Source organism: Candidatus Francisella endociliophora, from assembly GCF_000764555.1.
Lineage (GTDB): Bacteria > Pseudomonadota > Gammaproteobacteria > Francisellales > Francisellaceae > Francisella > Francisella endociliophora.
On sequence record NZ_CP009574.1, the window covers coordinates 309427 to 335519 of the forward strand.

A 26093-nucleotide genomic window follows, 5' to 3' on the forward strand; every position below is an offset into this window, starting at 1 on the left:
TAAATCTATGGCTAGTGTAGATGGTGAGCTATATTTACTAGCTACAGCAACAGGAGAGGTAAAAGCAAAAGCCAAGCTACATCTAGATCCTAATCAAGTATCTAAAAATGAAGGTGAAGGCACAAGCACACTAACGCTAAATGTCGAAGGTAAAATCGAAGTAAATGCTAAAGTATGGATAGTTAAGATCGCAGCTGGGGCTATAGTTGGTGCTGAGTGTGGTTTTGGGGTATCAGCAAAAGTACATCCTGATAATGCCTTTATAGATTGGGCATTTCTATTCAATGGGCTTGTGGTATATTGGTCTGTTTATTATGATGCTGAATTTAATGATAAAGATGTTAATTCATCTAGAGAAGATAAAAAGAAAAAGCCTAAATCAAAGTCTGCAAAAAATAAATATGGTGCTGGTAAAGAAGATCCGTTTGTATTAATAGATAAGTTCCAAATACCAAAGGCTGTCGATACCAAAGATGATGCTAAAGCTAGTGATGTAGTTAACTACAAACAGACAACATCTATACAAGATTTAGTATTTGGTAAAGATAATGATATAAATGAAGTAAATATCGAAAGTATTGAGAATTCAGCGGCTTCAACTGGCTCTTCAATGTGGTTAAAAGATAAATAATTAACCAACTATTACAAATTTGCCATTTATTTTGGCGAATGTTACACCATATTTTGAGCTTCCACCTTCTTTTTTGTTAATGCTTAATAACTCTCCGTTATTCCATGAAGTCATGGTTGCTAACTTACCTTTACCAAAAATATTAAGTTTAATTTTGGGTATAGTTTTTTCTTTTGGGACAAATACTGAACCAGCATCTTCTATTTTTTCTCTAATACTATCAGCGGTGGTTCCATTACTACCTCCTGTATAGTATGCTTTTGCTCTCTCAGCATCTCTACTAGCAAACAACTTATTTAATTTATCCCAATCTTTATTTTGGATATCAGCCCATATTTCTTTATAGATAGCTATTAGAGCATCTTTGGTAGCTTGATCGTTTGCTATAGTCTCACCATCTAACCATGCCCATTTTGGTAAATCTATTGGTAAATCTATATCTTGAGATACTTTAACTCCAGCCATTAGCTCACGTTTTTGGTTATCATAGTTATAACCATAGTAGACATTACCACTATCTAATTTAGCTTTTGATACTGTGATATAGCCATCATCAGATTTATCAAACTTACCATCTGCAAAAGCTAGCTTCTCTGCTGGTGTAGAACCATCTGTATCTTTCTCAGTTATATCACTAGGATTTCCATCAAAGACAACAGTGTTTAACTTAGCAGTACTATTAAAATCATCTGACTTTCTAACTTGTAGAGTTGCTGATACTTTACAGCTTTCATCTTTATTTTGAACTGTGACCGCTAGATTGTTACTACCATTTATCATATACGGATTCACTGGTAGCGTAGTATTGATTGCTCCCTCATCTGCATAGATAGGTACATCATTGATAAGTATTTGATAATCACAACTACCATTAGCAGAGATAGCTACTTCTGCATAAGGTTCGTTACCTAGAGGGTTATTATCTTTTTTGATGATGTCCATATTTGTAGCTCCTATCGCTGTAGCTGTTAAACTCATTGCAACCGTAGCTGCTAGTAATTTTTTATTAAACATATTAATTTGAAATTTTTAAATACTTATAAGATTTATTGTACATAAATTCAACAAAGTTGACTATATTTTTACTAAAGTTAATAGTTACTGGTTAATCAAAAGGTTTTATTGTACTTTTTAGGTACATAGGCACAACCCATACAACAAATCTTCGTTTTATTTTAATCTTCTCATGGATACTACGATCATACTTCGACTCCGCTCAGTAACCGAGTAGTATGACTTCGTTGTTTTTTAACGCACATTAGCGATTAGTAGCTCAATCATAAAAATTATTAGAATAATAAAACTGTTTACTTTAGAGTAAAACACATATTTTTATTATTCCTACAATTATATAAACTACTGTTTATTTTAACGTCTTAGTTACAGTATCAAACAAGACACCTATAGCATCTTTTAGACTAGAGTTATCTTTACCTAACTTCTTTATATAAAAATGCCCTATTGCTAATGCTGGATTTAGATGCTTATAGTAAATAAAGTGTTTTGTCTGGTTATTGATAGTTTCTGTATATAACTTTGCTGCTTTTATAGCTTTGATATCTGCGACTACTTTATCTATATCTGTGATACCCACATAACTAAATATACTATCTAACTCGACAAATATATCATCTTGATATTTATCCTTGATGATATAAATATCTATTGATAAGGCATAATCTAAATCATCTTTGGAACAACTTATATAACTAGTTGATAGGTGAATTTGCTTGTATAACATGGTTATACTCCTCTTGGTTTTCTTGTCAAATATATCGAGATGGTTGACAACTAGTACCAAGTCTAGCAGTAGGTATTTACCACCGAAGTGGCTATTGTATTCCCTACTCCACCCGACAAAACCAAAAGAGCTTTTGCCGTTTGCTAGAAAGGAATACTTGATAAATCATGTATATACATAGATATACACGAACAGCCAAAAACTATAGATACAGTTATGGCTGCTCTCTTTATCAACACCTTAATAGCGGTGTCTTGGTACTAGGGTTGTCACGCCCGATAACTTATTAGAATATGCCTTTTAGATAACTTTGTAAAGATTTGATAAAGGATTAGAATAAATAAGTAGTTATTTCAATCACCAAGCTTAAAACTAGCTTTTGTTAATTTTTTTAACTAACTATATGACACCTGAGATTTTTGAATATATAATTAAAAATTAGTTTAATAACTGAAGTTAATAAGTATCCCAAATTAACAAAGTAGATTATTTCTACTTAAAGTTATAAAAAGTTAAAAACAGGAAACAAATGAAAAAAACAAACCTACTTATATTATCAATAATCGCTCTGACATCACTATCGTCATGTGTTGCTTATAAAGATGGTGATGGTAATATCATTTCAAAAACTATTAGCTATCCTAAGGATGATACATCATTAAAAAATGCTGTTTTAAACTTCCCTAACTCAGGGATCACACTAGACTCAACAGCCTCTTCATCAGTATGGACTTGCCCTGCTCCAACGATGGTTCCATCTGAACTTATAACAAGAGTCCCTGATGATAATGACAGTATAAACTTAAGATGTATTTCTACCGCAGGCTGTGACACCTACGTAGCCAAAGCCACTCGACCAAAATCAGCCGACACATGGACGATAGCAGATGATAGAGCAACTACAGTGTATACTCAAAACTCAATTGTCTCTATACATAACAACACAGTTAACAACTCAGGAAATACTGAAATAAATACTATATGTGTACCAAAAGCACAAATTGGATATTGGATATAATTTTTTGAACTTGTATGATTAATACTGTAAAACTAAACCAACTATAAGGTTTTAAAAAAACAAAAGGAGAAATAAACCATGAGAAAGAAAATAATCAAAGGCATGCTAGCATTAGTCGTATTAGCACCATCGATGTCATTTGCATTTTTTGATAGCATTAACGATAGCTTAAACAAAGTATCTGATTCAGCTAAAAAAACTGCTGATATGTCAAACCAAGCTCAAGCAAACATAGATAAAGTAAAAAATTTACCAGATAACTATACAGCTGATACTGATGTTGATTTTGATGCAAGCGCAAAAGCTAAAGAATATGCAACTCAAAAGCTAGATGAAAACACAGGTGGTGCTGTATCAAAAACACGAGAAACTGCTGATAATGTAAACCAAACGAAAGATGCTATCAGCAAAACAGGTAAATCTCTAAGCAGCCTTTTCTCATAAAATTCATAAATATAATGTATGCAGTATAGCTAAATATTCTGCAGCTACTCACAAAACATATCTAAGATAAATCTTCTACAAATCAAAGTTACTTAACTACAAAATATCAAAAAAACCTCAAAATAAGCTCAATTTAATACAAAATATAGAAATTTAATACAAAATCAAATAATTTGGCATGACACTTTTATTCTTTTTTTGCTAAGATGTATCTATACGAGATATTTTTTTGGATAACTTTGTAATGTCAGGAGTTGTTAATACTGTAGGTAGTGGTATCTACTTTAACTTAGAACCAATATGGTATTGGATCTTTCCAGGGATCGGCACATCAACAGCTACTCAGCTTGGAGCTCAATCTCAAACCTCTGTTATATTTGAAGGTAGCCCTATAGATGCCTCAGACACTATCCACCCACTTACAATCTCACTACCAGCTTTACCAGGAATCATAACAGGTACTACTTGTATGCCAGCACAAAAGGTCAAAGAAAGTAGTTGTATTTTCTCTATAAACAATCAAGCTGTAGCAAATAGTGGAACTTATAAGGTTCAAAATATAGGTAACTGCCCTGTTGCACCGATGATTTTATCAACAAGTCACAATTCTAGATTCTACATATCCAAATAAGAAAGGAGAAATAATGTCAGTTTTAGTAGAACTCAAAACTTTAGTTAAGCAATTAAATAAAAAACTTACAGTATCATTAGAATCCGCTGTAGGATTATGTATGTCTCAAGGAAATTATGAGATTACACTAGAGCACTGGTTAATCAAGATACTTTCTGATGAACAAGCTACTGATATTAGTGAGATATTAGACAACTATGATATATCAACTCAAGATATAATCAGAGAGCTACAAATGAATCTTAGAGATTTTGAAACTGGCAACTCTGGTAAGCCACTTTTCTCGCCACTGCTTTTAGAAGTAATTCAAGATGCTTGGACTATAGGCTCACTTCAGTTTGATGCTCAGAGTATTCGCTCAGGTTATATCCTACTAGCATTACTTAATAAAAAAGCCCTACTATCTCAGCTTAACCTTTTAGATTCACTAAAAATAATCTCTAAAAATAAAGTAGTTGAAGAATTTGATAACTTCGTTGCTGCCAGCTCAGAGAAAAATGAAACCAAAAAAGCAAAAGCAAGCAACAAATCAGTAGATAATGAAGAATCTGCAATAGCAAAATACTGTGAAGATCTAACTCAAAAAGCTCTGGATGGCAATATAGATCCAGTATTTGGTAGAGAGACAGAGCTAGATCAGATGTTAGATATATTCTGTCGTCGTCGCAAAAACAACCCTATACTAGTTGGTGAACCAGGTGTTGGTAAAACAGCAGTTGTAGAAGGATTAGCTCTTAGAATTGCAGAAGATGATGTTCCAGAGGTTCTAAAAAATACAAGAATTTTATCTCTAGATATTACACTTCTAGAGGCTGGCGCGAGTGTCAAAGGTGAGTTTGAGAAGCGTCTAACAGCTGTAATTGATGAAATCAAAGCATCTGAAGTACCTCTTATAGTATTTATTGATGAGGCACATCGTTTAGTAGGCTCTGGCGGCCAAGCAGGTAATGATGCTGCCAATATTCTCAAGCCAGCTCTATCTAGAGGTGAGCTAAGAACTGTAGCAGCTACTACATGGAAAGAGTACAAACAGTATTTTGAAAAAGACCCTGCTCTTACGCGTAGATTCCAGCTAGTTAAGCTTGATGCTCCAAATGATGATATGACTGTAACTATCCTTAGAGGTCTAAAATCAAAGTATACACAAAATCATGGCGTAGTAATCCGTGATGATGCTTTAAAAATGGCTGTTGGATTATCATCTAAATATATAACAGGAAAAAATCAACCAGATAAAGCTATTGACCTAATTGATACATGTGCAGCTAGAGTAAAAGTCTCTATGAGCGCTAGCCCAAGTGTTATAAACCATGCAATCAAAGATATTGGTGTTTATGAAAGAGAGCTTGAGGGTCTAACAGAAGACAAGGCACGTGGTGTTGAAATTGATGAAACTTGCATTGAAGAGCTAAAAACAAAAATCAATGCTCTAAATGATGAAATCAAAGTAAATCAACAGCAATGGTTAAAAGAAAAAGAAATTATAGAAAAACTACAAAAAGTCCAAGATGAAATTTTAGCAAATACAGATGAAGAAAAATCTGTAGAACTTATAGAGCAAAGATCTGCTCTAACAGATGAGTTAGAACAAGTTCAAGAAGATGCTCCTATGGTATTTTTTGAAGTATCCCCTGATACTGTTGCAAAAGTTGTTTCAGATTGGACAGGTGTACCTCTTGGTAAAGTACTAAGAGATGAGTCTCAAAGTCTACTTAGCCTCGATGAAACATTATGCAAGCGTATAAAAGGTCAAAATCAAGCTATGCACCAAGTTGCTCAACATCTTAAAATGTCAAAAGCTGGCTTAAAAGCTCCTGAGCAACCTATGGGAGTCTTCTTACTAGTAGGTCCAAGTGGTGCTGGTAAGACAGAAACAGCTCTTACAGTAGCTGATACTATATTTGGTGGCGAAAGCTCTATGTGTACAATCAACATGGGAGAGTACCAAGAGAGACATACTATTAGTCGTCTAATTGGTTCGCCTCCAGGTTATGTAGGTTTTGGTGAAGGTGGTGTTCTGACAGAAGCCGTCCGTCAAAGACCATATAGCGTAGTTCTTTTAGATGAAGTTGAGAAAGCCTCTCTAGATGTTATGAATCTTTTCTATCAAGTATTTGATAAAGGATCTCTAACTGATGGTGAAGGCAAAGAAATTGACTTTAGTAATACTGTTATTTTTCTAACAAGTAACCTTGCTACACATGAGATCACAGAGATAACTACAGTCGATCCAGAAATTTCTATGCAAGACTTAGTAGCTAAAATCAGACCTACTCTAAGCAACTGGTTTAAGCCTGCCCTTCTAGCTAGGACGACTATTATACCTTACTTCATATTGACTACAGAAGCTCTCAAAGAAATTGCTATGCTTAAGCTTAACAAGTTTGCTAAGCAGCTTAGAAAGACAAATAACCTTGAGCTTACATATAGTGATAATGTTTTAGAAAATATCGCAAACAGATGTAAAGAGGTTGAAACTGGTGCTAGAAACATTGATATGATTCTGAAAGCTAATGTAATGCCAAAACTTTCTGAGAAGCTATTACTTGCTATGTGTGATGATGCTCAAATAGAGTCTATCCACATAGATACTGATGATAATAGTGAATTTGTATATGAAATTAAATTTAATCAATAAAAGGTTTATATAACAGATGGCTGAAGAGAATAATAAAAATAAGCAAACAAAGCAGAATACTACAGCTAAAAACACCACTAAAAAAACTAGCTCTGCTAAAGCAAAAACAACGACTACTGCAGCAAAGGCTACAAAAGCTAAGCAAGCAACAAGCAAAAGTCCTACAGCTGCTAAAAAAACAACAGCAAATAAAACTGCGCCTGCAAAAAAATCAACTACAGCAAAAAAGCCTAACTCAGAAAATACACAAAATACAGGGCTTGCTAGTGATGTACTCAAAAATCAGGCAGCAGGCAAAGTTGCTAACATAAACAAAACTTCAGCAAAGCCCGCAGCAAAATCTAAGCCTGCAGAAGATACTAAAGCTAAAGAAAATGCTAAAACCACAAAAGCTAAACCTCAAGCAAAAGATCCAACATCTACAAAAGATGATGATAAAACTGTAACAATCGTAGAAACACCTAAACAAACAGCTGCTAAAAAAGCTCCTCAACAAGAGCAAATAATTAGCGCAAACAATGATGCTACAGTTACAGCTGGAACTAGTACTCATCTATCTATAAATAACAAAGATAAAGAACTAGCTCAACAAATGCTACAAGAGAAGAAAGTGCTTAATAATCGTTTCAAACTTGAAGATATCATTGGTATAGGTGGTATGGGGATAGTTTATCGAGCTGTAGATACTATCCGTCAGACTGTCAAACCAAATGACTGTTCAGTTGCTATCAAGGTACTTAGTCAAGATGTTAAAAAATACAAACAAGCTTTTTTAGCGCTTCAAAGAGAAGCTTATAAAGAACAGCAGTTATCTCATCCAAATGTCATTAAGGTTTATGATTTTAACAAATGTGATGATGCAGTTTATAAGGTTATGGAGCTTGTTGAAGGTATCCACTTAAAAGACTGGCTCAAAGATAATCGCAATACAGGCAAAGCAAAATCAGACAACAAGGAATATATCAAAAAAGTAGAACATATCATCAATGAGACTGCTAAAGGTTTAGAGTATGTTCATAGTCAAGGTATAGTTCACTCAGATCTTAAGCCTTCTAATATATTCATCTTAGAAAATGAAGATGTAAAAGTATTTGATTTTGGGATTGCCAGAACTATCAAGACCAATAACTTTAGCCAAAAAGATCCTGATGCTTCTATCTTTGATCCGACAACATTTGCAGCATTTACACCAAAGTATGCAAGTTTCGAGATGCTAACAAGACAGGCTCCTTCACCAGCAGATGATGTTTATGCACTTGGTTGTATTATGTATGAGATGCTCTCAGGACACCACCCTTTCCATGGTAAAAATGCCAAAGATGCTCTAGAAAATGAGATGGTACCAGATAAGCTTGAAAACGTTGATGATAATATCCAAGAGTTGGTAATGTCGATGCTAGAGCTTAAAAAACAAAATCGTCTACAATCTATGACAGATGTTCTAAGCAAACTAAATCAACAACATCTTCCTAGTTTAGGTGGTAGCTATGATAGCTCAGCTACTTACGCAACTGTAGATTCTAACTCTATTATCATGAATAAACCTTTTATTCTAACTATTTCACTACTACTAGGAATCTCAAACTTATATGCGCTAAGCACATGGTTTAAGCCTAAAGTAGATACTCATGTGATTACCAACCCTCAAGAAATAGAAGAAGCAGTTCAAAGTAGCAGCCCACAAGCTAGACAAGTACTAGATACAACTCCAGGTTGTGAAAGCGTGATACATCAAACAGATGTTAATGGTAACAAATGTTTATTATCATTTAAGACAGATGATGGCAGTATATATCGACTAAATATGCTAGTTTACCCTGGTGAAAATGGTAATTACGCAATTTCAAAAGATCCTTTGAATAATGTAACGGTATCCTCTCTAGGAGAAAGACTATCCGATGATGAAAAAGCAAATCCACTTGCTATTCACAAATTCTCAAAAGAGAGCTTACAAACATTCTATATCCGCACAATATCGCTATATAGTAGTATTGGATTAGCAACGCCAAATCAGATAATCTCACTATCTGATAATGGTAAAAAAATGTGTGATGCTAGCTCTTCTACAGGTGATAGCCTAGACTTTATGGGTAGAGACTATGGTGAGGCTGTAATTAAAGGCGGCAGTAGTTTTGATGTACTATCAGTTAATGATGACTGTGATATCACATCATCACCTCTATCTGACTACAAAGGTGATAATATTGTTACAAGACTTGTTTGGAAGCCAGCAAGCTAAGGAGTAAATCATGACAACAAAACAAAAGCTTAAAGCTACTTATTTACTATATATTCTTAGTATATTTTTTGTCCCATTGATGGCTGTTGTGCTATTTATAGCTAATAAAGAGAGAAAACAACAACCGAAAAAATGGGTAAAAGCGCATTGTAATACTTTGATAAAATATACCCTACTAAATTTTGCATGGATCTTTGTAACTGTTCTTATAGTATATTTGGCGGGTCTAATTGGAGGTAAGACATACTCATTTTTCTTAATTATTGGTTGGTTAAGTATGCTTTGGTTATGGGTATTTAATTTAGATCAATATTTTATTTTAGTTGTGGCATTTTTTGTTGAGCGTGAGCTTGGTGAACCACATTATTTTAGAGAAATGAAGACTTTAGTGAAGATGATATACACTACACTTATAGACAAATTTCAAAGAAGAAAAGTTAAAAAACTCTAACACATGTTTGGCATGGGGTATAAGCATGATAACTAAGCAATTTAACATAAACAGGGTCTAGACTATGAGTATTGAAAGACATCTAACACTATCTTCTCAAGATGAGCAACTAGACTTAGAAGTAGTTAGATTTGACTATATAGGCAAAATCAATAACGGTTATAGTATTGAATTTTTGGTGTATACAGACTATGACTTAGCAAATTTTATTGGAGCTAGGTTTGATTTTAGTTATTCTGGTGAATATATTTCTGGTGGTAGTATCAGAGGATTTGTTAACGAAGCTATCCTAGGCTATGATTTTGAACAAGCTCGTAAAAGATACAAACTTGTATGTAGAAGTGTTGTGGGCTTTTTGGAGGATTATTATCTTAATAAGCTATTTAGCGATACTTCAAACAATGATGTCATTTCAAATATATTAGAGAGCTTATGTAATACCCAAGCTAATTTCATAGGTCCATTTAAACCTTTAGAAATACAACAAAGTAATAACCAATTGCTTAACGGTAATGTCTTTGAATTTTTTAATTATCAATTTAATAATTATGGGTTTTATATAGTTGATGATAATCACCCTGATAATGATATTGTCAAAGTATATAGTCAACCTAGTGATCTGACTGGCTCAAAAGCAAGTTATGATATAGCAAAACCAGTCAATAAAGATGCTATTAGCGGTGTACGAAGTTTCAACCACCATACTGGTAAAATTCAACCAAGCCTAGATGTGCTTGGCTATGATATAGATATTGGTCAGGATGCTAATATCTCTGATTCTCCATTTGGAGTTACGCAAGATAACGCCTATCGAGTATTTTATGATAATACTTTCAAAGATAATGATGCCGCTGAGCTTACTAAAAGAATAAATTTAAGCCTAAATAGTCTTAACACTCTAAGTAAACTAACTCTTAAAAATATTACACATCGTGAAGGTGATGTTATAGAGCTTACAAATGGTGCCGAAAGTAAAAAATACTGGGTTTATAGTAGTAATATCAAAGCTTCTGTAGAGGAATCTAAACATTGGGCTATTGAGAACCAACTAGAAGTTATAGAGCTTACAAATAGCGCTTGGTACCCTCCTCTAGCACCTAAGCCTACTGCAAAAATTGTAGAAGGTTTTAAATACAACAGTCAAAAAGGACTGGGACAATATAGTCATTTACCAATCAAGACTGATATACCATTTAATGAAACTACTGAAGTTAGTTTTGCAAGAAATGTCAGCCTAAGTAGCTCAAAAACAGGTGGTGTATATAGTAGCCCTCAAAGCGATAGTCGACTTGTATTAGCCACTAGTGATAATAATCAAGATTTTGTAAGTATTGGTTTTAGTAGCGATGTGACTGCTGATGAATATGTCAGTAATAAAAATATCCAAGATAGTGGTATTCATAGTGCTGGTAATGTGGCTCTTAACTTCACTCGTACTAGAGCTGGACAAGATTACTCCAAAGTAAGCCTACAAAGTAAGGCAACTACTGGTAAAATCAGTGAGCTAAGCCTAGGTGGGCAGAGTACGACCAAACATACAGATGATTTTACGCGTAATACATTTGCAAGCGAATATCCAAACCTTGAAGGTATCATCAAACGTAGTGTAAATAGTGCTCTTGATATAACCTCAGGTGATATTGAGCTAAACTATGGTGATGTTGAGTCTGTAAATATAACTAAAGAATATGATGATAAAGTAACAGATCACTACAAACATTCTACAACTACTAATGACTATATAGATAGATACTTCATTAAAAGCTTTAGTGAAAATAAGCAAGATGCTCAAAATATAGATACAAACTTTATCACTGATTTTAAATTAAGTACCGCAAAGATAGCTGATAAGATCCAAACTACAGTTAGTTGGGATACACAAAGACCAAGCTCAAACAAAGTAGAGTTAGATGGTAAACAAGAAAATCTAAATCAACAAGCCTACAGTTTTGAAAAGGAAGATAGCAACTATACAGTTAAGATCCCTCTAGATAACAATACTAATTTAACAGCTCAGGCAAGTAACCTTGATGAAAATATCAAAAGTATTAGTATAGAAGCACAGCCTCTTAGCAAAGCTAAAACTTATGGTTTGGTAGTAGGTTGGGATGTATATGGTAATGGCTCTTTGCAAATAAATGGTAACGATGTTGGTATAACACAACAAAAAGCTTTTGTAGAGCTAAAAGATTCTGAGCCACTTAAACTAGATTTTACGATAAACAACCAAACTAGTTCTCTAACAGTCAATTTGTGTGAGATAAAGACAGTCAAGTCAGACTTGCAACCACTACCAGATGCAGATGAGATGACAACTGCTGATGATACAGGGATTTATCATAAGTCAAATCTTGAGCAGCATATTGTCTATACAGATAAGATGGTAGCTAGTGAGGATAATCCTGAGACAGATACCCTAACTTGGCATGAGACTTATACCTCGAAGAAATATAGTAACGCAAATAGTTCAAAGCTAATTGGTCAATATAAGGCTAATGCCCTACTTAAGCCAAAGACATACTTTGATGATAGTTTAGAAAAAGCTAAAAACAATGAAGCAAGTCTAGAGGCTAGTGCTGGTAGAACTGGAGCTAAGCCAATAGCTGCTACTGGTGGTTTAGATTTCATATCAACATCGCAAAACAAAAGGCCTACTGAAGACAAAGTACTTAAAAATATGCCTGATAGAGATGCTGCTGTACTATGTGAGTTGGTGTATGAGGAGGCTGTGTTTGAGTATATTGTTAAAGATTCAACTCTTATAGAAAAAAGTTTATCTAAAGTATTTTATGATTCTAGTAATGAACTAGATAAAGATATTAAAAATATACTTATCTCTACAAAATCAGAAGAGACTATAAGTGCAATGGATGATTATCATGAATACTATCAACCAATTCTAGAAAGCTACAAACTAGTAGCCACTAGTAGCGAAGTTGGTAATAAAGATGGTTACTATGGTATAGCAGTTGCTTATGTAGAAGATGAAGAAATCAAAGGAATCTATGTAATAAATAGAGGTACAACTATAACAGTAAATGATATCTCATCAGATTTAGAAATGACTTTAGCTAAGAGTTTCCCAGTTACTAGAGTAGTTAAGCATTGTGTAGCAGGTATAGATTTTGCTAAGCACTTAAAAGAAAAATACAAAGATCCATTTATGGCATTTACAGGACATAGCTTGGGCGGTTCTGTTACACAGATTCAATCAGTGTACTTCTCTGATAGTATGGCTCCAATAGGTCAAAGCAAATGCTTTGAGCCTTATGGCGTAAGAAGTGAGGTAGCTCCTACATTTAGAGCTGTAAACAACGGTACAGTATATTATTTGACTATTAATCCTGAAAAATCTATTAAATCAATGGCTTGTAATCTTGGTTATGATTGGGATTGTGATGGCTGGCAAGAGATTGAAGATGTACTTATAAGTAAATATTCTGGTGATGGCAATATAATTGATAAAAAGATTGTCAACTATATTAGAGAAGGTGATTTAGTCGGCACAATAGCCGAGCCAATAGGCATAAATACACCACTAAAAACTGGTTTAACAAACATGTCTGTAGGGCTATTGCATTCTGTATCTAACTATAGATATCAGGGCTTTGAAAAAGCTAGTGGAGCTTTGCAAATAAACCAAATAAATATAGATAATGTAAAAATCTTGCAGAAAGATGGAACTGCTGAACAGAAGAAAAAATATAAAGCTTGCTTTAGTTTAGCTAGTAATTATATAGAGGTTTAAAATGAAAATATTTAGAATAGCTACTGTTTTAATATTATTAATAAGTTTAGGCAGTTGTGCTACTAAACTATCTGACAAAGCTAATAAAGATACTCAAGAGCAAGTAAAAAAAGAGGTAATGCAATCATTGGAAGAATATTATAAGCAGCCTTTTAAGTTAGAAAAATTTAATTATGAATATAAAACTGACTATGGGGATGTATCAGGTAATCATCCTAGTGTTACTTATGGTCAGTATTCTTTTAAAGTTAGAGCTATGAATAATCCTATAATTATTACAAACTTCTATATTAATGATGGAGATACAAAAGAATCAATTAAAGGTTTAATTGATTCTTTTAAAAAGAATCAATTAAATAGCATATATTGTATGGGATTAACAAAGTATTATAGATATGTAAATAATAACAATAAAATATTAAAACAGCCATATACTGAACAAGCTGAAAAATATTGTGATTCTGTAGGACAAGATAGATATAAAATGTATAAAGAGTACTACTTAAAGCACCACACAAGCTAGGTAAGAGATTAGGAGATTGATATGTCAATATACACAAAACAGCACAGAGGCAACCTCAATATAACTCATAATGCTAAGCATAAAGAAACTAAAAAACTAAGCGAAAGTTATCAAACCAAAAATACCGTTGATAATAAACTTGAGCGACATATCGAAACAGCCAATCTTGAAGATCTAACTGAACAAGTTGATATAAATGTCAAAGGTGATCTTAATATCAAATCAAACGATGCTACAAAGAGCTATAGCGACTATGATTTAACTGGTTTGATGGGCATGAATTGGGAAGTCGATGAGCTAGAGCTAAATATCAAAGAGATTAAAATAGAATCCAAAGAATATATAATTGGTGAGGAACAAGATGAACAATAATTTTACAGATTTTGGTAACAAAAATTTTTACTGTGCTAATGTTCAATATGGTGACTCAAGTAAGGCTAGTGATGCTGACAAGTTAGAGTCAGTAGATGATCTTATCAATGATATAATGGCTGATGCTCTAGCAGGTGCTGATGGTCAATATAAAAAAACAGATCTTCCGGATGGTATCCAACACCTCAAAGTAATTCCTAAATGGCGCAAAAACACCCCTAATAATAATGCAAAAGCAGATAATGCTGATAAATTGCACTTATCAATACTTTCAAGAGTTAGTACAAGCACTCAAGAGTATGTTTTAAACAAAATAGCTGAGTTATATACTCCAGATTGCGCTGAACAAGACAAGCAGATAGAAATTCCAAAAGATTTCTCAGATCTAGATGATGTGATAGACAAAGGTGTCAATGTATACCTTATGAAACAGCAAGCTAGCATAGATGCCATAGATACAAAAAAAACATCTTTGAAGACTCAAAAATCACAGCTTAATACTCAAAAAAAGAGAGAACAATATGCTGTAGGAATGCTTAAAAGCTCTGGAGTTAATGAATCTGATATAGCTATACGCCAAGAAAAGATTGCTGATATTGAAAGTCAAATTGCTAAGCTTGATGTACAAATCAAAAAGCTAAATGATAAACAAAAATCTCTTGAGAAAGAAAAGTCTGAAAACCAAGAAAAAGTATCTAAAATAAAAGAGCAAATTCAAGAGCAAATCAAAACAGATCTTCGCCCTGCTAATGCAGAAAGTATTGGTGAGGGATATCTCTACATCTTCCTCAAAGATAGTAATGTAGATGGCTTTGGCAAGCTTAAACTCTATCGTGAATATAAGGCAAGTATTGAACATAACCTTACAAACTTTGCAGAAGTTGATATCTCAGAATATACAGAATGCGACTATCGTAGTGCTGATGCTGATAGTGCTAGCACTAGGATACAACTACCCTCTTGTTATGCCAAAGATAATCAAACTTATGAGCTAGAGCAAGTGGTAGTACTGTTTAGTAAAGTGCAACTTTCATCTGCTAGATTAGACAAGATTGAAATAGATTCTAAGCTTCAAAGCTCTCATGCTCAAAACCTAAATATATCAAACCTTAAAGATAGTTTTGATATGAGTCTGCGTGAGAATATTTCTTTTGCAAAAGCTAAGGTTCGCGATATCAAGTATAAATATATTGATAATAGTGCCAAGCAAGCTGACTGGAATAAGCTAGAAGTCTACCCAGTATTAGATATTTGTAAATCTCTACAGTGGAATCTACTTGTAAATGATCCCGTTGGTGTTATGGATCATAACAACTTTGCTATTGCTTGGTGTCAAACTCAACTTAGTAAAATCTGTGTTGACATACAGGCAGACAACTATGGAAAAAGCTCAATTCTAATTGCTAACTTCCTCTTTAATCCGCAGATGAGTGGAATGCTTGATGTAAGCGAAGGTAAAGTAAGTAGCCTATGGACATCTTTTCGAACCTACGATGAAGAATATAAACTTCAATTAAAAGGACTTATAAATAGCTGGTTAGCAAAAGCTAATCAACTTAAAGAAGTAAATCGTACTAAAGATACTATTGATTTAGAGCTTTTGAAATACAATCTAAGATCTAATGCTCGTAGTATTATGCGTGGCTTTATGGAGGCTTTTCAAGCACAAGGTTTAGCATGGATAGATCCTACTGATAAGCTGATAGAATGCTGGCGTGATATGTTTAGTGTCGGAGCACATAGTTATGGTAGTAGCTTTGAAAGATGGTTTGATACTGTCAATCATCTAAGTATAGATCCACAAACTACAGATAACCTATATGATATCGTATCTGATAGGCCTGTAGATAAACTAGAAATACAAAGTATTCGTGGAATAATGCTATATAGTTATACGATAACCAGTTATGAATATCACATAAACTATTATAAATGTACTGCAAAAAAATTTGATGCCCACCAAAAGCTAGTATCGACAGATGTTAGCTATATCGACAAAGATCAAAATCCGATAGCAAAAGATAAGCTAGGTGATCATATTCATGAGAATGCACCAGATGGCTTGAGGTATATGACTAGAGCATTGAAACCTAGTGGCAATGATTCTGATCCTATCCGTACATGGGTAGCTAATAGCTTATCAGAAGTTACTGGACTAGATGTAGAGACATTTTTACAAGGCAATAAACCTGAAGTATCTGAACTACTAGTGCCAAGTGGTGCTGCAGCTGATAAAGCAAAAGGTACCTATGACAAAGATAAACTAGCTCTAAGTAATAGTATCGAGCTGGTTCTCAAGCAAGCTAAGCCTATAGATATTGATAGAAGCCAATTTCAAGAAGCTGTTAAAAAGTATTCAAAACAATATGCACAAAAAGCTATCTCAAAAGCAGATAGTACTACTAGCAAGGCTTATAAGTTAGCAGATGATTTGCTAAATGGTAAGTCAGTATCAAGTGATCTAATATCTCTTACAAAAGATAAGAGAGTAGAAACTGCTGTTATTAGCTTTGTCAACAAAGTGCATATTAGGTATGTAAATCATGAGTTTACTAAGAGTTTGTTAAGCTACAAGCCACAACGCAAGTACTTTACAGATTTACTAGAAAATAGCTTTGAGCTAACAAATTTCTTTGGTTCTGGAGAAGGCTCTGTTACTAAGATATTGCTAAGCAGTAAGTTTGATGTAAATGTAACTAGAGGCCAAGAAGTAAGTGCTACACTTGCAAAAGCTGCTAGAGGTAGAAACATCTCTGTAGAAGATAGATACTATCGTGGGCAGACTCATTTCTTCTTAGAAGAAAATGCTTATAAAGAGTTCCAAAACCAAGTACATGAAGAGACTCAACAGCATCTAGATAAGCTAAAGAGTAACAATCTAATAGATAAAGAAATGTACGATGATCTAAAGAATCAAAAAACATCTCTTGGTAGTCTAAGATATCAAGCTATAACTGGAGCTATTGAGAGTGCTTATGGTGCATACTCTGCTATTAATGAGCTTAATGAAGAGCTAGAAAAACTTCAAAAAACCGAAGGCATGGAAAATGCTATAGTCTGTTTGGGTATTACTAAGCAGATATTTGAGATACAGAATAACTGTGTCAAAGTTATTAATGAGTATAATAACTTCAAACTAAGCAATTCGCTGTTAAAGACTGTCCCTTGTACAGAGCTCTTTGGTAGTATGGAATCTAAGATAAAAGCTGGCAAAGCTAGGAAAAAAGCTCTAGATAGTCTGATAAAGACAAATGATGTAGTAGTAGGTACACTTGGATTAGGTATAAGCACACTACAGTTGATACAAAGTGTGCGAAGCCTAAGTGAGAGCATGAACCAAAATGATGAGCATGTAATCAGAGCTGATATCGCTAACTTCATTAACTCAGGTGCTACTACCCTATCATCTGCTAAGACTATTGCTGATACGCTTAAAGGTGCTGAGAAGAAAGGGGCTGAAAAAATTGGTGAAAGTGCAGCAGATTTATTAGGTAGAAATACTGGTAAAAAACTTACTGAAAAAGCTGTGGAACGTGAAGCAGCAATTACATTAGTTGAAAGACTAGGAATAAGAGCAGCAGCTTTTTTAAGTATTCCATACTTAGGCGAAGTGCTACTAGTAATAGATATTGCTACTACCTTATGGCAAATGTGGGAAGAGGCAAACAAAGACAATATTTACCAACAATGGGTGAAGTTATCAAACTTATATCCATAGTCAATTCCCCTTCGAGTGTCGAAGGGGTGGCAGTCGTTAGACTGACGGGGTAGTACTTTAAAATATTCAAAGGAAAATACAAAATGAAAAAAACACTATTAATAACATCATTACTTGCAATATCAACTTATTCTTTTGCTGATATAAAAGACTGTATTTCTGCAGCAGCGAATCATGATAAAGAAAAAGAATTAGAATACTGTTCTCCTTACTTAAAAAGTAAAGAATATCCTGAGGCTACTGCAATCCTTGCAGTAGCAACTAGTGATAATAAGAAATCTCTAGATTTTGCTTTATGGTATACAAACTATTATGAAAACGAGAATACATTGAACTCTAATAATGCAAAAGCTACTTATACCAATACCCTAAATATGATTGGTAATATGTATTATTCTGGAGAATCTGGCAAAGTAGATAAAACTAAAGGCTTAGAGTATATAACTAAAGCAGCTAATTTGGGTAATACTCTTGCCCAGAAACAATTAGGTGGATTCTATGGTTCTGAGGGAGATATTCCAAAAGAAAATGTTGGGACTGCTTATAAATGGTTCAAAATAGCAGATATAAACAGAAGTGAAGAAACTGGAAGTAGCAGTTATATTAACACCCTAAATGATTTTTTTAAAAGTAAGCCTTATTGTGTAGCCATGGGTGAACAACTAGTAGCTCAAGCATATATAGATGGTTCCGCTGGCTTATCAAAAGATACATCCAAAGCTAAGAAATACCTAAAAGATGCTATCGCACTTTACAAAGATAACGAACCAACTAAAGAAAACCTGCAGTATTGCCCAGAGGGAGCAGATAAGTTGAACCTTGAGAGTGCTAAGAAGCAGTTGGATAGTTTATAAGTAGCATGTCACTCCATGATGCTTGACCGTAGTATCCATAAAAGGAAAATACGAAATGAAAAAAACACTATTAATAACATCACTACTTGCAATATCAGCATACTCTTTTGCAGATATAAAAGAGTGTCTACTATATGCAGCTCAAGATAATAATGATAAAAAAATAGAGTATTGTACACCATATTTAAAAGATAAAGACAATCCTGAAGTAACAGGCATATTGGCTGGTGCATACCTTGCTAAAAAAGATTATAAAACTGCTCTGGAATATGACTTATGGATGACCAGTTTTTATGAGAAAAATGGACTTCCAACAAATAAAAATACTTATGAAGGATACGTGGGAATTTTAGGAGCTATAGGTAACATCTACTACTTTGGACAAGCAGGCAAAGCAGATAAAACTAAAGGTTTAGAATATATAACTAAAGCTGCTAATTTAGGTAATGATTTTGCGCAATATCAATTAGGTACTTTCTATGTAGTTGATGAAAGTGATCCAAGTCAAAATATAACAAAAGCTTATGAATGGTTTAAGATTTCAGATATAAATAAGAATCAAGAAAGTAAAAGCGATAATTATACAAATCAGCTAATGCAATTTGCAAAAGATAAGCCAATGTCATACTGCATTGCCATGGGCGAACAGCTAGTAGCTCAAGCATATATAAATGGTTATGCTGGATTATCAAAAGATACTTCTAAAGCTAAGAAATACCTAAATGATGCTATCGCACTTTACAAAGATAACGAACCAACTAAAGAAAATCTGCAATATTGCCCAGAGGGAGCAGATAAGTTGAATTTAGATAGTGCTAAGAAGCAATTGGATAGTTTGTAATAATTCCCCTCTTGAGAGGGGTGCGACTTGTCGCGGGGTGTGTCTCTAAAAGTATACCTTTTGGATTATGTTGGACTTTATCAACCACACCTCCCCCTGCAAGCAAGGTACTCCTCTCAAGAGGAGAATCTACCAAAGCAATGTTGGTGGATGAAATATAACCGCTAATGTGCGTTAAAATAAAACAATTAGGTCATTCTATGGCTTGACCATAGAATCCATAAAACCAAAATCATAACCGTGCTAAGCACGAGAATGATTATAAATAAAACGATGATTTACTGTAGGGATCGTGCCTATGTGCCGACCCTGATATGTGGACTAATGCAACACATAAGTCATACTACGGCTTGACCGTAGTATCCATAAATAAGGATTTAAATATGGATAAATTTGAAAATGCAGAACAACAATTAGAAACATGTATGACTATATTTAATCCGTTGGATATAGATATAGATGTCTCAGAAGATAACACTATAACAGCAAGCCTAGTTTGCCCTAAATTTGCAGAGGATCCTGCAAATGTTAAGGTAATTTTTGATGTATATATTGTAGATGATAAAAGATTGACCGCTGGGCATACTATCGAAAAATCTCAAAGAGGAGATATTAAATCTTATTATAAAAAGAACTTTACTTTTAGTTATAGACTACCTATAGCTAAAAAAGAAGTTGAAACTTTAGGCGGTGGTGAAACTCTACTAAAAGTAGTTGATAAAGACATTCTTAAAAATGGTTATAAACGTTTAGTGTCATATTTAAAAGATGAAATTAATAACCATAATGGTGATGATAATATAGAAGATTATAATATTACTCTTAAATTAGGAAATGTAAAACTCTACGCCCTAGCCTATGTAATTATTGATAACAAAGTCAAAAAAGGTGATAAGGAAATAACTATTAAGTCGACAAGACCTAATATAGCTATGCACAAGTATAAACTTGATGAGCAAACAAAAACTGACTATGATGATTTTATGCTAGAAGCTGTAAAAGATAACATAGACAAAGAATTAAAAGATAAAGTTTATTTCTTTAAAACTTTTAAAGAAATAAAAGATCTAAAGGTAGAAGATATCCTTAATGATCATTCTATAAACTCTAAAAAAATACCTAAACAAGAAGATAGATTTTTTGTGAAGGTTGGGTGATGAGTGATCTTATATCTCAAATCAACTCGTTAGTTGATTTAACAAATAAAATGGAAACAAAGTCAATTATTACTTTAGTAGCAATAGCCATTTTAATATTCTTCTATAAGCGCTTTAAAAACCCTTTTTCAAAAGAAAATAGAGTATATAAAAAACTTGAAAGGTTAAATGAGCTATCAACAAAAATAGCTAATAATCCTAATACATTTTTCAAAAAAATAATTGAACTAAAATTATTACTTTCTTCTGGACAGCTATTATACTCAAATTTTAAAATTACTATATATAATGACTATAAGACTAATTTGTTATTTAAAGCTTTAGAAGTTTTAAAACCTCATGAGATAAAAATACTTGGTGCATCTAGCATACTCCACTTTGAAAAAGAAAAGATTCTTCTTAAAAAAGGACAAGTATCTAAATACAATAGTTATCTAAAAAAGCTTAGACTTTTATACGCTTTTTTTATGATATTATTTCTCTTTATTGGTGGCAGTATCTTTGTATTTTTTGATAAAAATTATTTTATGCTCATTTTTGGTATCTTTTTAACAATTCTAGGATTTATTTTTGAAATACTTGCCATGAATATCGGGGATAAAATTATAAGAAAAAGAAATTATAAAAAAATACTAGCTAAGATCAAAAAAAGTGAATATATCTTTTTAAAATAATTATTTATCTCTTTCGCTTTATGTGTAAAATGTACCATTCTCAAACATAAAAATAGCTTTGTCATGACTCTATTTATACCTTTTGTAATCTTAACTATATTAATGCTAATTACTCTAATAGTAATAATTTCAACCTCCCTTTACTGTCGCATAAAAAGATATGACTTATCCTCTTTTAAAAAAGAAATACATAAAAGAACAAAGTATTTAATATTAGGAGGTTTTCTAGGATTCATTTCACTATCGTTAGATGCTTTTAATTTAGTAAGTGATCCTATTTATGTATTAGTAATTTATATCATTGTCGCAATATATATAATCATTACTTTTATAATATTTTTACTTGATATGCTTTTATTCATGAAAAGGCTTCCAAAATTAGCTCTTTTCATATCAACAGCTTTTACCATTATTCTCTGGCTTCTTACAAGCTTTTCTAGTGCAGTTACTAATATATTAATTTACGATATCACTGGATATACAAAAGATAATTTTGAATTAGGCAAGGATATATTCATACTGCTATATACTATTCAATTTTTACTAATACCTATAATTCTTATATCAATGGTAGCTCTATTCGTAGCAATGGTTTATTTTCCTTCTTTAAAAAAACAAAAAATTAAATATCTTTATATAACTGGTGGTATAGCAGGTATATTCTTACTGGGACTAGTATTTGAATATAATGTATCTAATATAACTGTTACTCAGTCAAAAAATATTTTGACTGCTACTTTCTTCACAGATATAGAAGATATTTCAAAATATCATATTAGAGATTATGAGAAAATCAAAGTACTAAACAATGGTAATATCCTTGTTTATAACCCTAATTATAAAACTGATAATACTAATGAGTTTAGTACAATAGAGTTAAAACCAACTCTATATAAATAAATGATTTTCTATTAATTTCTAAAGTCTATTAACTATCAAAATCTTTACAAACTCACTCAAAAGGCATATTCTATTTGTGTCGGTCTTCAAAAGCCACGCAGAAAGTAGTGTGATGCAACTAAAAACTGCATCGATGGTTTATAGGGATAACTGTATCTATAGTTAGCCTAATTTTATATATCCATAAGCACTAGACAGCATAACCTTGATTAAACTCTTTCGTTTAATCGGGTTGACTGTACCCATATAATACCTAGCAATAGGGAAAGGTACAGTGCTGGACTTTCTGCCAGTTTTGAACAGCCCGACCAATTTCAAAAAAACAGAAAGAGGTATATAACCATGTTATATAAACAAATCAACCTATCAACTAGCTACGCTAGTTGTCAAATAGATGATCACAGCTATGCTTTATCAATAGATACTTACATTATCCAAGAAGATAAACAAACTAGTTTGTTTATTGAACTTGATAGTATATTTGAATATGTTGGTATCAAAGATATAGATACTATAATTGATGAAATCAAAAAAGTTAAAACTGCCCTACTCTATACAGAGACCATCAATAACCAAACTAAAAACTTTGTCTATTATCAACATCTAAATCCAGTATTAGCACTAGTACATTTTTACCTTAGAAAAAATGGTAATGATACTGATAAACTAAAGAATGCTATTGGCGATTTGTACCATAATATAATATTAGAATGGTACAAACATGAACCTAATTTAGTTAATTCTCTTAGTTTATTTTTTAGATAAAAATATAAAAAATTATTTCTAAATATTTGATTAATTAATTTTATAAGTATAAATTAGAGCCATAGGACTTTTATTTTGTAGTGAAAAATTTTTTTATGAATCAAAGTTATTATTCAAACTACATAAGATTTTTCCAACAAATTATATTTTTTCATAACTTATATACCTTCCTCAAAGGTACCTATGACAAAGATAAACTAGCTCTAAGTAATAGTATCGAGCTGGTTCTCAAGCAAGCTAAGCCTATAGATATTGATAGAAGCCAATTTCAAGAAGCTGTTAAAAAGTATTCAAAACAATATGCTCAAAAAGCTATCTCTAAAGCAGATAGTACTACTGGTAAGGCTTATAAGTTAGCAGATGATTTGCTAAATGGTAAGTCAGTATCAGGTGATCTAATATCTCTTACAAAAGATAAGAGAGTAGAAACTGCTGTTATTAGCTTTGTCAACAAAGTGCATATTAGGTATGTAAATCATGAGTTTACTAAGAGTCTGTTAAGCTACAAACCGCAACGCAAGTACTTTACAGATTTGTTAGAAAATAGCTTTGAGCTAACAAATTTCTTTGGTTCTGGAGAAGGCTCGGTTACTAAGATATTGCTAAGCAGTAATTTTGATGTAAATGTTGTTCGTGGTCAGGAAGTAAGTGCTACACTTGCAAAAGCTGCTAGAGGTAGAAACATCTCTGTAGAAGATAGATACTATCGTGGGCAGACTCATTTCTTCTTAGAAGAAAATGCTTATAAAGAGTTCCAAAACCAAGTACATGAAGAGACTCAACAGCATCTAGATAAGCTAAAGAGTAACAATCTAATAGATAAAGAAATGTACGATGATCTAAAGAATCAAAAAACATCTCTTGGTAGTCTAAGATATCAAGCTATAACTGGAGCTATTGAGAGTGCTTATGGTGCATACTCTGCTATTAATGAGCTTAATGAAGAGTTAGAGAAGCTTCAAAAAACCGAAGGCATGGAAAATGCTATAGTCTGTTTGGGTCTTACTAAGCAGATATTTGAGATACAGAATAACTGTGTCAAAGTTATTAATGAGTATAATAACTTCAAACTAAGCAATTCGCTGTTAAAGACTGTACCTTGTACAGAGCTCTTTGGTAGTATGGAATCTAAGATAAAAGCTGGCAAAGCTAGGAAAAAAGCTCTAGATAGTCTGATGAAGACAAATGATGTAGTAGTAGGTACACTTGGATTAGGTATAAGCACACTACAGTTGATACAGAGTGTCAGAAGCCTAAGTGAGAGCATGAACCAAAATGATGAGCATGTAATCAGAGCCGATATAGCTAACTTCATCAACTCTGGTGCTACTACCCTATCATCTGCTAAGACTATTGCTGATACGCTTAAGGGTGCTGAGAAAGAAGTTACTAAAAAAGTAGTTGAAACTACAGCTAAAGGTATTGGAAGTGGTGCTAGTGGTATTGGTTCTGCTGCTCAAAAAGGTGGTACTAATCTGATTTTAGATAAAGTAGAAAAAAGCGCTGTAGTAAATATCATAGAGAGAGCTGGGATCAGAGCAGCAGCTTTTTTAAGTATTCCATATTTAGGAGAAGTATTGCTAGTAATTGATATAGCAACTACCCTATGGCAAATGTGGGAAGAGGCTAATAAAGACAATATATACCAACAATGGGTAAAATTATCAAATTTATATCCTTAAAAGTACTACCCCGTCAGTCTAACGACTGCCACCCCTTCCGGTCACTGAGCGAAGTCGAAGTGTGAAGGGAAATAAAACAAATTGTCATACTACGGCTTGACCGTAGTGTCCATAAAAGGAAAATACAAAATGAAAAAAACACTATTAATAACATCTCTACTTGCAATATCAACATACTCTTTTGCTGATATGAAAGATTGTGCTTTAGCATCAGCAAATCAAAATGATAAGGATATCGTTGAATACTGTACACCATACTTAAAAGATAAAAATAATCCTGAAGCTACAGCTATATTGTCAAGCTATGAAGCAAGAGAAAAGAATTATAAAAAGACTTTGGATTATGCCACATGGATAGTAACATTTTATGAAGACAAATCGAGCTTAAACAGTAATGAAGAAAATATATATACAGGCTCTATAACTGCGATAGGCAACATCTATTACTTTGGTCAAGCTGGTAAGGCAGATAAAGTTAAAGGCTTAGAATATATAACTAAAGCAGCTAATTTAGGTAATGATTTTGCTGAAAATCAACTTGGTGATTTTTATAACTCAAATGATAAATTCCCAGGCCTTAATGTAGCTAAATCTTACAAGTGGTATACATTAGCTTCTGCTAATGGTAATACTCAAGCTAACAAAAGTGGATTGATGTCCGTTATAGATACTGTAACGAAACAAGCACCATACTGCATCGCTATGGGCGAACAGCTAGTAGCCCAAGCATATATAGATGGCTCTGCTGGCTTATCAAAGGATACTTCTAAAGCTAAGAAGTACCTAAATGATGCTATCGCTTTGTATAAGGATAACGAACCTACTAAAGAAAATCTGCAATATTGCCCAGAGGGAGCAGATAAGTTGAATTTAGATAGTGCTAAGAAGCAATTGGATAGTTTGTAATAATTCCCCTCTTGAGAGGGGTGCGACTTGTCGCGGGGTGTGTCTCTAAAAGTATACCTTTTGGATTATGTTGGACTTTATCAACCACACCTCCCCCTGCAAGCAAGGTACTCCTCTCAAGAGGAGAATCTACCAAAGCAATGTTGGTGGATGAAATATA

21 protein-coding genes are annotated in these 26093 nt (G+C 33.1%); 19 read left to right on the forward strand and 2 right to left on the reverse strand.

What is annotated here, in order from left to right; translation table 11 throughout:
- The first annotated feature begins 7 nt into the window (after window positions 1-7).
- Window positions 8-631 carry a hypothetical protein gene (locus QI37_RS01465; RefSeq protein ID WP_040007907.1) on the forward strand — a complete coding sequence of 208 codons (624 nt, stop codon included), beginning with the start codon at window positions 8-10 and terminating at the stop codon, window positions 629-631.
- Here QI37_RS01465 and QI37_RS01470 read toward each other — a convergent pair whose 3' ends face one another.
- Both QI37_RS01470 and QI37_RS01475 read right to left on the reverse strand, forming a co-directional pair.
- Window positions 632-1645, reverse strand: coding sequence for a hypothetical protein (locus QI37_RS01470; protein ID WP_040007908.1), 1014 nt, complete (start codon window positions 1643-1645; stop codon window positions 632-634).
- Between the two features lie 349 nt (window positions 1646-1994).
- Entirely contained in the window at window positions 1995-2372 is a 378-nt protein-coding gene (locus QI37_RS01475) for a hypothetical protein (RefSeq protein ID WP_040007910.1), read from the reverse strand.
- 529 nt (window positions 2373-2901) lie between these two features.
- Between QI37_RS01475 and QI37_RS01480 the strand changes: the two genes are divergently transcribed.
- The 18 genes from QI37_RS01480 (at window position 2902) to QI37_RS01565 (ending at window position 25933) form a co-directional block, all read left to right on the forward strand.
- A complete protein-coding gene (locus QI37_RS01480; protein WP_040007911.1) occupies window positions 2902-3390 on the forward strand; it encodes a hypothetical protein in 489 nt (162 codons plus the stop codon).
- A 78-nt stretch (window positions 3391-3468) separates the two neighbouring features.
- Complete coding sequence (locus QI37_RS01485) at window positions 3469-3834, forward strand: hypothetical protein (RefSeq protein WP_040007912.1); 366 nt, start codon at window positions 3469-3471, stop codon at window positions 3832-3834.
- A gap of 244 nt (window positions 3835-4078) precedes the next feature.
- Window positions 4079-4465 carry a hypothetical protein gene (locus QI37_RS01490; RefSeq protein WP_040007914.1) on the forward strand — a complete coding sequence of 129 codons (387 nt, stop codon included), beginning with the start codon at window positions 4079-4081 and terminating at the stop codon, window positions 4463-4465.
- 13 nt (window positions 4466-4478) lie between these two features.
- The gene (gene tssH / locus QI37_RS01495) at window positions 4479-7103 is read left to right on the forward strand and encodes a type VI secretion system ATPase TssH (RefSeq protein ID WP_040007916.1); all 2625 of its coding nucleotides are present in this window, start codon (window positions 4479-4481) and stop codon (window positions 7101-7103) included.
- Between the two features lie 16 nt (window positions 7104-7119).
- Entirely contained in the window at window positions 7120-9342 is a 2223-nt protein-coding gene (locus tag QI37_RS09845; protein ID WP_052399116.1) for a protein kinase domain-containing protein, read from the forward strand.
- Window positions 9343-9352: 10 nt separating this feature from the next.
- Window positions 9353-9793: a hypothetical protein gene (locus tag QI37_RS01505; protein ID WP_040007918.1), complete on the forward strand. Its 441-nt coding sequence runs from the start codon at window positions 9353-9355 to the stop codon at window positions 9791-9793.
- A 64-nt stretch (window positions 9794-9857) separates the two neighbouring features.
- Window positions 9858-13541, forward strand: a complete 3684-nt coding sequence (locus QI37_RS01510) for a hypothetical protein (protein ID WP_040007920.1) — start codon at window positions 9858-9860, stop codon at window positions 13539-13541.
- 1 nt (window position 13542) lies between these two features.
- On the forward strand, window positions 13543-14064 hold the full coding sequence (locus QI37_RS01515) for a hypothetical protein (RefSeq protein WP_040007921.1): 522 nt from the start codon (window positions 13543-13545) through the stop codon (window positions 14062-14064).
- A gap of 21 nt (window positions 14065-14085) precedes the next feature.
- Complete coding sequence (locus QI37_RS01520) at window positions 14086-14436, forward strand: hypothetical protein (RefSeq protein WP_040007923.1); 351 nt, start codon at window positions 14086-14088, stop codon at window positions 14434-14436.
- Window positions 14426-18154, forward strand: coding sequence for a hypothetical protein (locus QI37_RS01525; protein ID WP_040007925.1), 3729 nt, complete (start codon window positions 14426-14428; stop codon window positions 18152-18154). The genes QI37_RS01520 and QI37_RS01525 overlap by 11 nt, the downstream gene beginning before the upstream one ends.
- Window positions 18155-18237: 83 nt before the next feature.
- Window positions 18238-19008 carry an SEL1-like repeat protein gene (locus QI37_RS01530; RefSeq protein ID WP_040007926.1) on the forward strand — a complete coding sequence of 257 codons (771 nt, stop codon included), beginning with the start codon at window positions 18238-18240 and terminating at the stop codon, window positions 19006-19008.
- 55 nt (window positions 19009-19063) lie between these two features.
- Window positions 19064-19849 carry an SEL1-like repeat protein gene (locus tag QI37_RS01535; protein WP_052399117.1) on the forward strand — a complete coding sequence of 262 codons (786 nt, stop codon included), beginning with the start codon at window positions 19064-19066 and terminating at the stop codon, window positions 19847-19849.
- 383 nt (window positions 19850-20232) lie between these two features.
- Window positions 20233-21006 carry a hypothetical protein gene (locus tag QI37_RS01540; protein WP_040007927.1) on the forward strand — a complete coding sequence of 258 codons (774 nt, stop codon included), beginning with the start codon at window positions 20233-20235 and terminating at the stop codon, window positions 21004-21006.
- The gene (locus QI37_RS01545; RefSeq protein ID WP_040007928.1) at window positions 21006-21680 is read left to right on the forward strand and encodes a hypothetical protein; all 675 of its coding nucleotides are present in this window, start codon (window positions 21006-21008) and stop codon (window positions 21678-21680) included. Before QI37_RS01540 ends, QI37_RS01545 begins: the two co-directional genes overlap by 1 nt.
- 360 nt (window positions 21681-22040) lie before the next feature.
- Window positions 22041-22580 carry a hypothetical protein gene (locus QI37_RS10200; RefSeq protein WP_144242687.1) on the forward strand — a complete coding sequence of 180 codons (540 nt, stop codon included), beginning with the start codon at window positions 22041-22043 and terminating at the stop codon, window positions 22578-22580.
- A 342-nt stretch (window positions 22581-22922) separates the two neighbouring features.
- Window positions 22923-23345 (forward strand): hypothetical protein, encoded by a 423-nt coding sequence (locus tag QI37_RS01555; RefSeq protein WP_040007931.1) that lies wholly within the window; start codon window positions 22923-22925, stop codon window positions 23343-23345.
- Between the two features lie 80 nt (window positions 23346-23425).
- Entirely contained in the window at window positions 23426-25027 is a 1602-nt protein-coding gene (locus tag QI37_RS01560; protein WP_144242688.1) for a hypothetical protein, read from the forward strand.
- A 129-nt stretch (window positions 25028-25156) separates the two neighbouring features.
- Window positions 25157-25933, forward strand: a complete 777-nt coding sequence (locus tag QI37_RS01565; protein ID WP_052399118.1) for an SEL1-like repeat protein — start codon at window positions 25157-25159, stop codon at window positions 25931-25933.
- The last annotated feature ends 160 nt before the right edge of the window (window positions 25934-26093 follow it).

What these genes read in the sequence shown, in the direction of transcription:
- QI37_RS01470 (WP_040007908.1), bottom strand. Translation starts at nt 1,645, where the DNA reads ATGTTTAATAAAAAATTACTAGCAGCTACGGTTGCAATGAGTTTAACA.
- QI37_RS01555 (WP_040007931.1), top strand. Translation starts at nt 22,923, where the DNA reads ATGTTATATAAACAAATCAACCTATCAACTAGCTACGCTAGTTGTCAA.
- tssH (WP_040007916.1), top strand. Translation starts at nt 4,479, where the DNA reads ATGTCAGTTTTAGTAGAACTCAAAACTTTAGTTAAGCAATTAAATAAA.
- QI37_RS01490 (WP_040007914.1), top strand. Translation starts at nt 4,079, where the DNA reads ATGTCAGGAGTTGTTAATACTGTAGGTAGTGGTATCTACTTTAACTTA.
- QI37_RS01480 (WP_040007911.1), top strand. Translation starts at nt 2,902, where the DNA reads ATGAAAAAAACAAACCTACTTATATTATCAATAATCGCTCTGACATCA.
- QI37_RS09845 (WP_052399116.1), top strand. Translation starts at nt 7,120, where the DNA reads ATGGCTGAAGAGAATAATAAAAATAAGCAAACAAAGCAGAATACTACA.
- QI37_RS01545 (WP_040007928.1), top strand. Translation starts at nt 21,006, where the DNA reads ATGAGTGATCTTATATCTCAAATCAACTCGTTAGTTGATTTAACAAAT.
- QI37_RS01530 (WP_040007926.1), top strand. Translation starts at nt 18,238, where the DNA reads ATGAAAAAAACACTATTAATAACATCATTACTTGCAATATCAACTTAT.
- QI37_RS01505 (WP_040007918.1), top strand. Translation starts at nt 9,353, where the DNA reads ATGACAACAAAACAAAAGCTTAAAGCTACTTATTTACTATATATTCTT.
- QI37_RS01515 (WP_040007921.1), top strand. Translation starts at nt 13,543, where the DNA reads ATGAAAATATTTAGAATAGCTACTGTTTTAATATTATTAATAAGTTTA.
- QI37_RS10200 (WP_144242687.1), top strand. Translation starts at nt 22,041, where the DNA reads ATGAAAAGGCTTCCAAAATTAGCTCTTTTCATATCAACAGCTTTTACC.
- QI37_RS01540 (WP_040007927.1), top strand. Translation starts at nt 20,233, where the DNA reads ATGGATAAATTTGAAAATGCAGAACAACAATTAGAAACATGTATGACT.
- QI37_RS01485 (WP_040007912.1), top strand. Translation starts at nt 3,469, where the DNA reads ATGAGAAAGAAAATAATCAAAGGCATGCTAGCATTAGTCGTATTAGCA.
- QI37_RS01510 (WP_040007920.1), top strand. Translation starts at nt 9,858, where the DNA reads ATGAGTATTGAAAGACATCTAACACTATCTTCTCAAGATGAGCAACTA.
- QI37_RS01535 (WP_052399117.1), top strand. Translation starts at nt 19,064, where the DNA reads ATGAAAAAAACACTATTAATAACATCACTACTTGCAATATCAGCATAC.
- QI37_RS01475 (WP_040007910.1), bottom strand. Translation starts at nt 2,372, where the DNA reads ATGTTATACAAGCAAATTCACCTATCAACTAGTTATATAAGTTGTTCC.
- QI37_RS01465 (WP_040007907.1), top strand. Translation starts at nt 8, where the DNA reads ATGGCTAGTGTAGATGGTGAGCTATATTTACTAGCTACAGCAACAGGA.
- QI37_RS01565 (WP_052399118.1), top strand. Translation starts at nt 25,157, where the DNA reads ATGAAAAAAACACTATTAATAACATCTCTACTTGCAATATCAACATAC.
- QI37_RS01525 (WP_040007925.1), top strand. Translation starts at nt 14,426, where the DNA reads ATGAACAATAATTTTACAGATTTTGGTAACAAAAATTTTTACTGTGCT.
- QI37_RS01520 (WP_040007923.1), top strand. Translation starts at nt 14,086, where the DNA reads ATGTCAATATACACAAAACAGCACAGAGGCAACCTCAATATAACTCAT.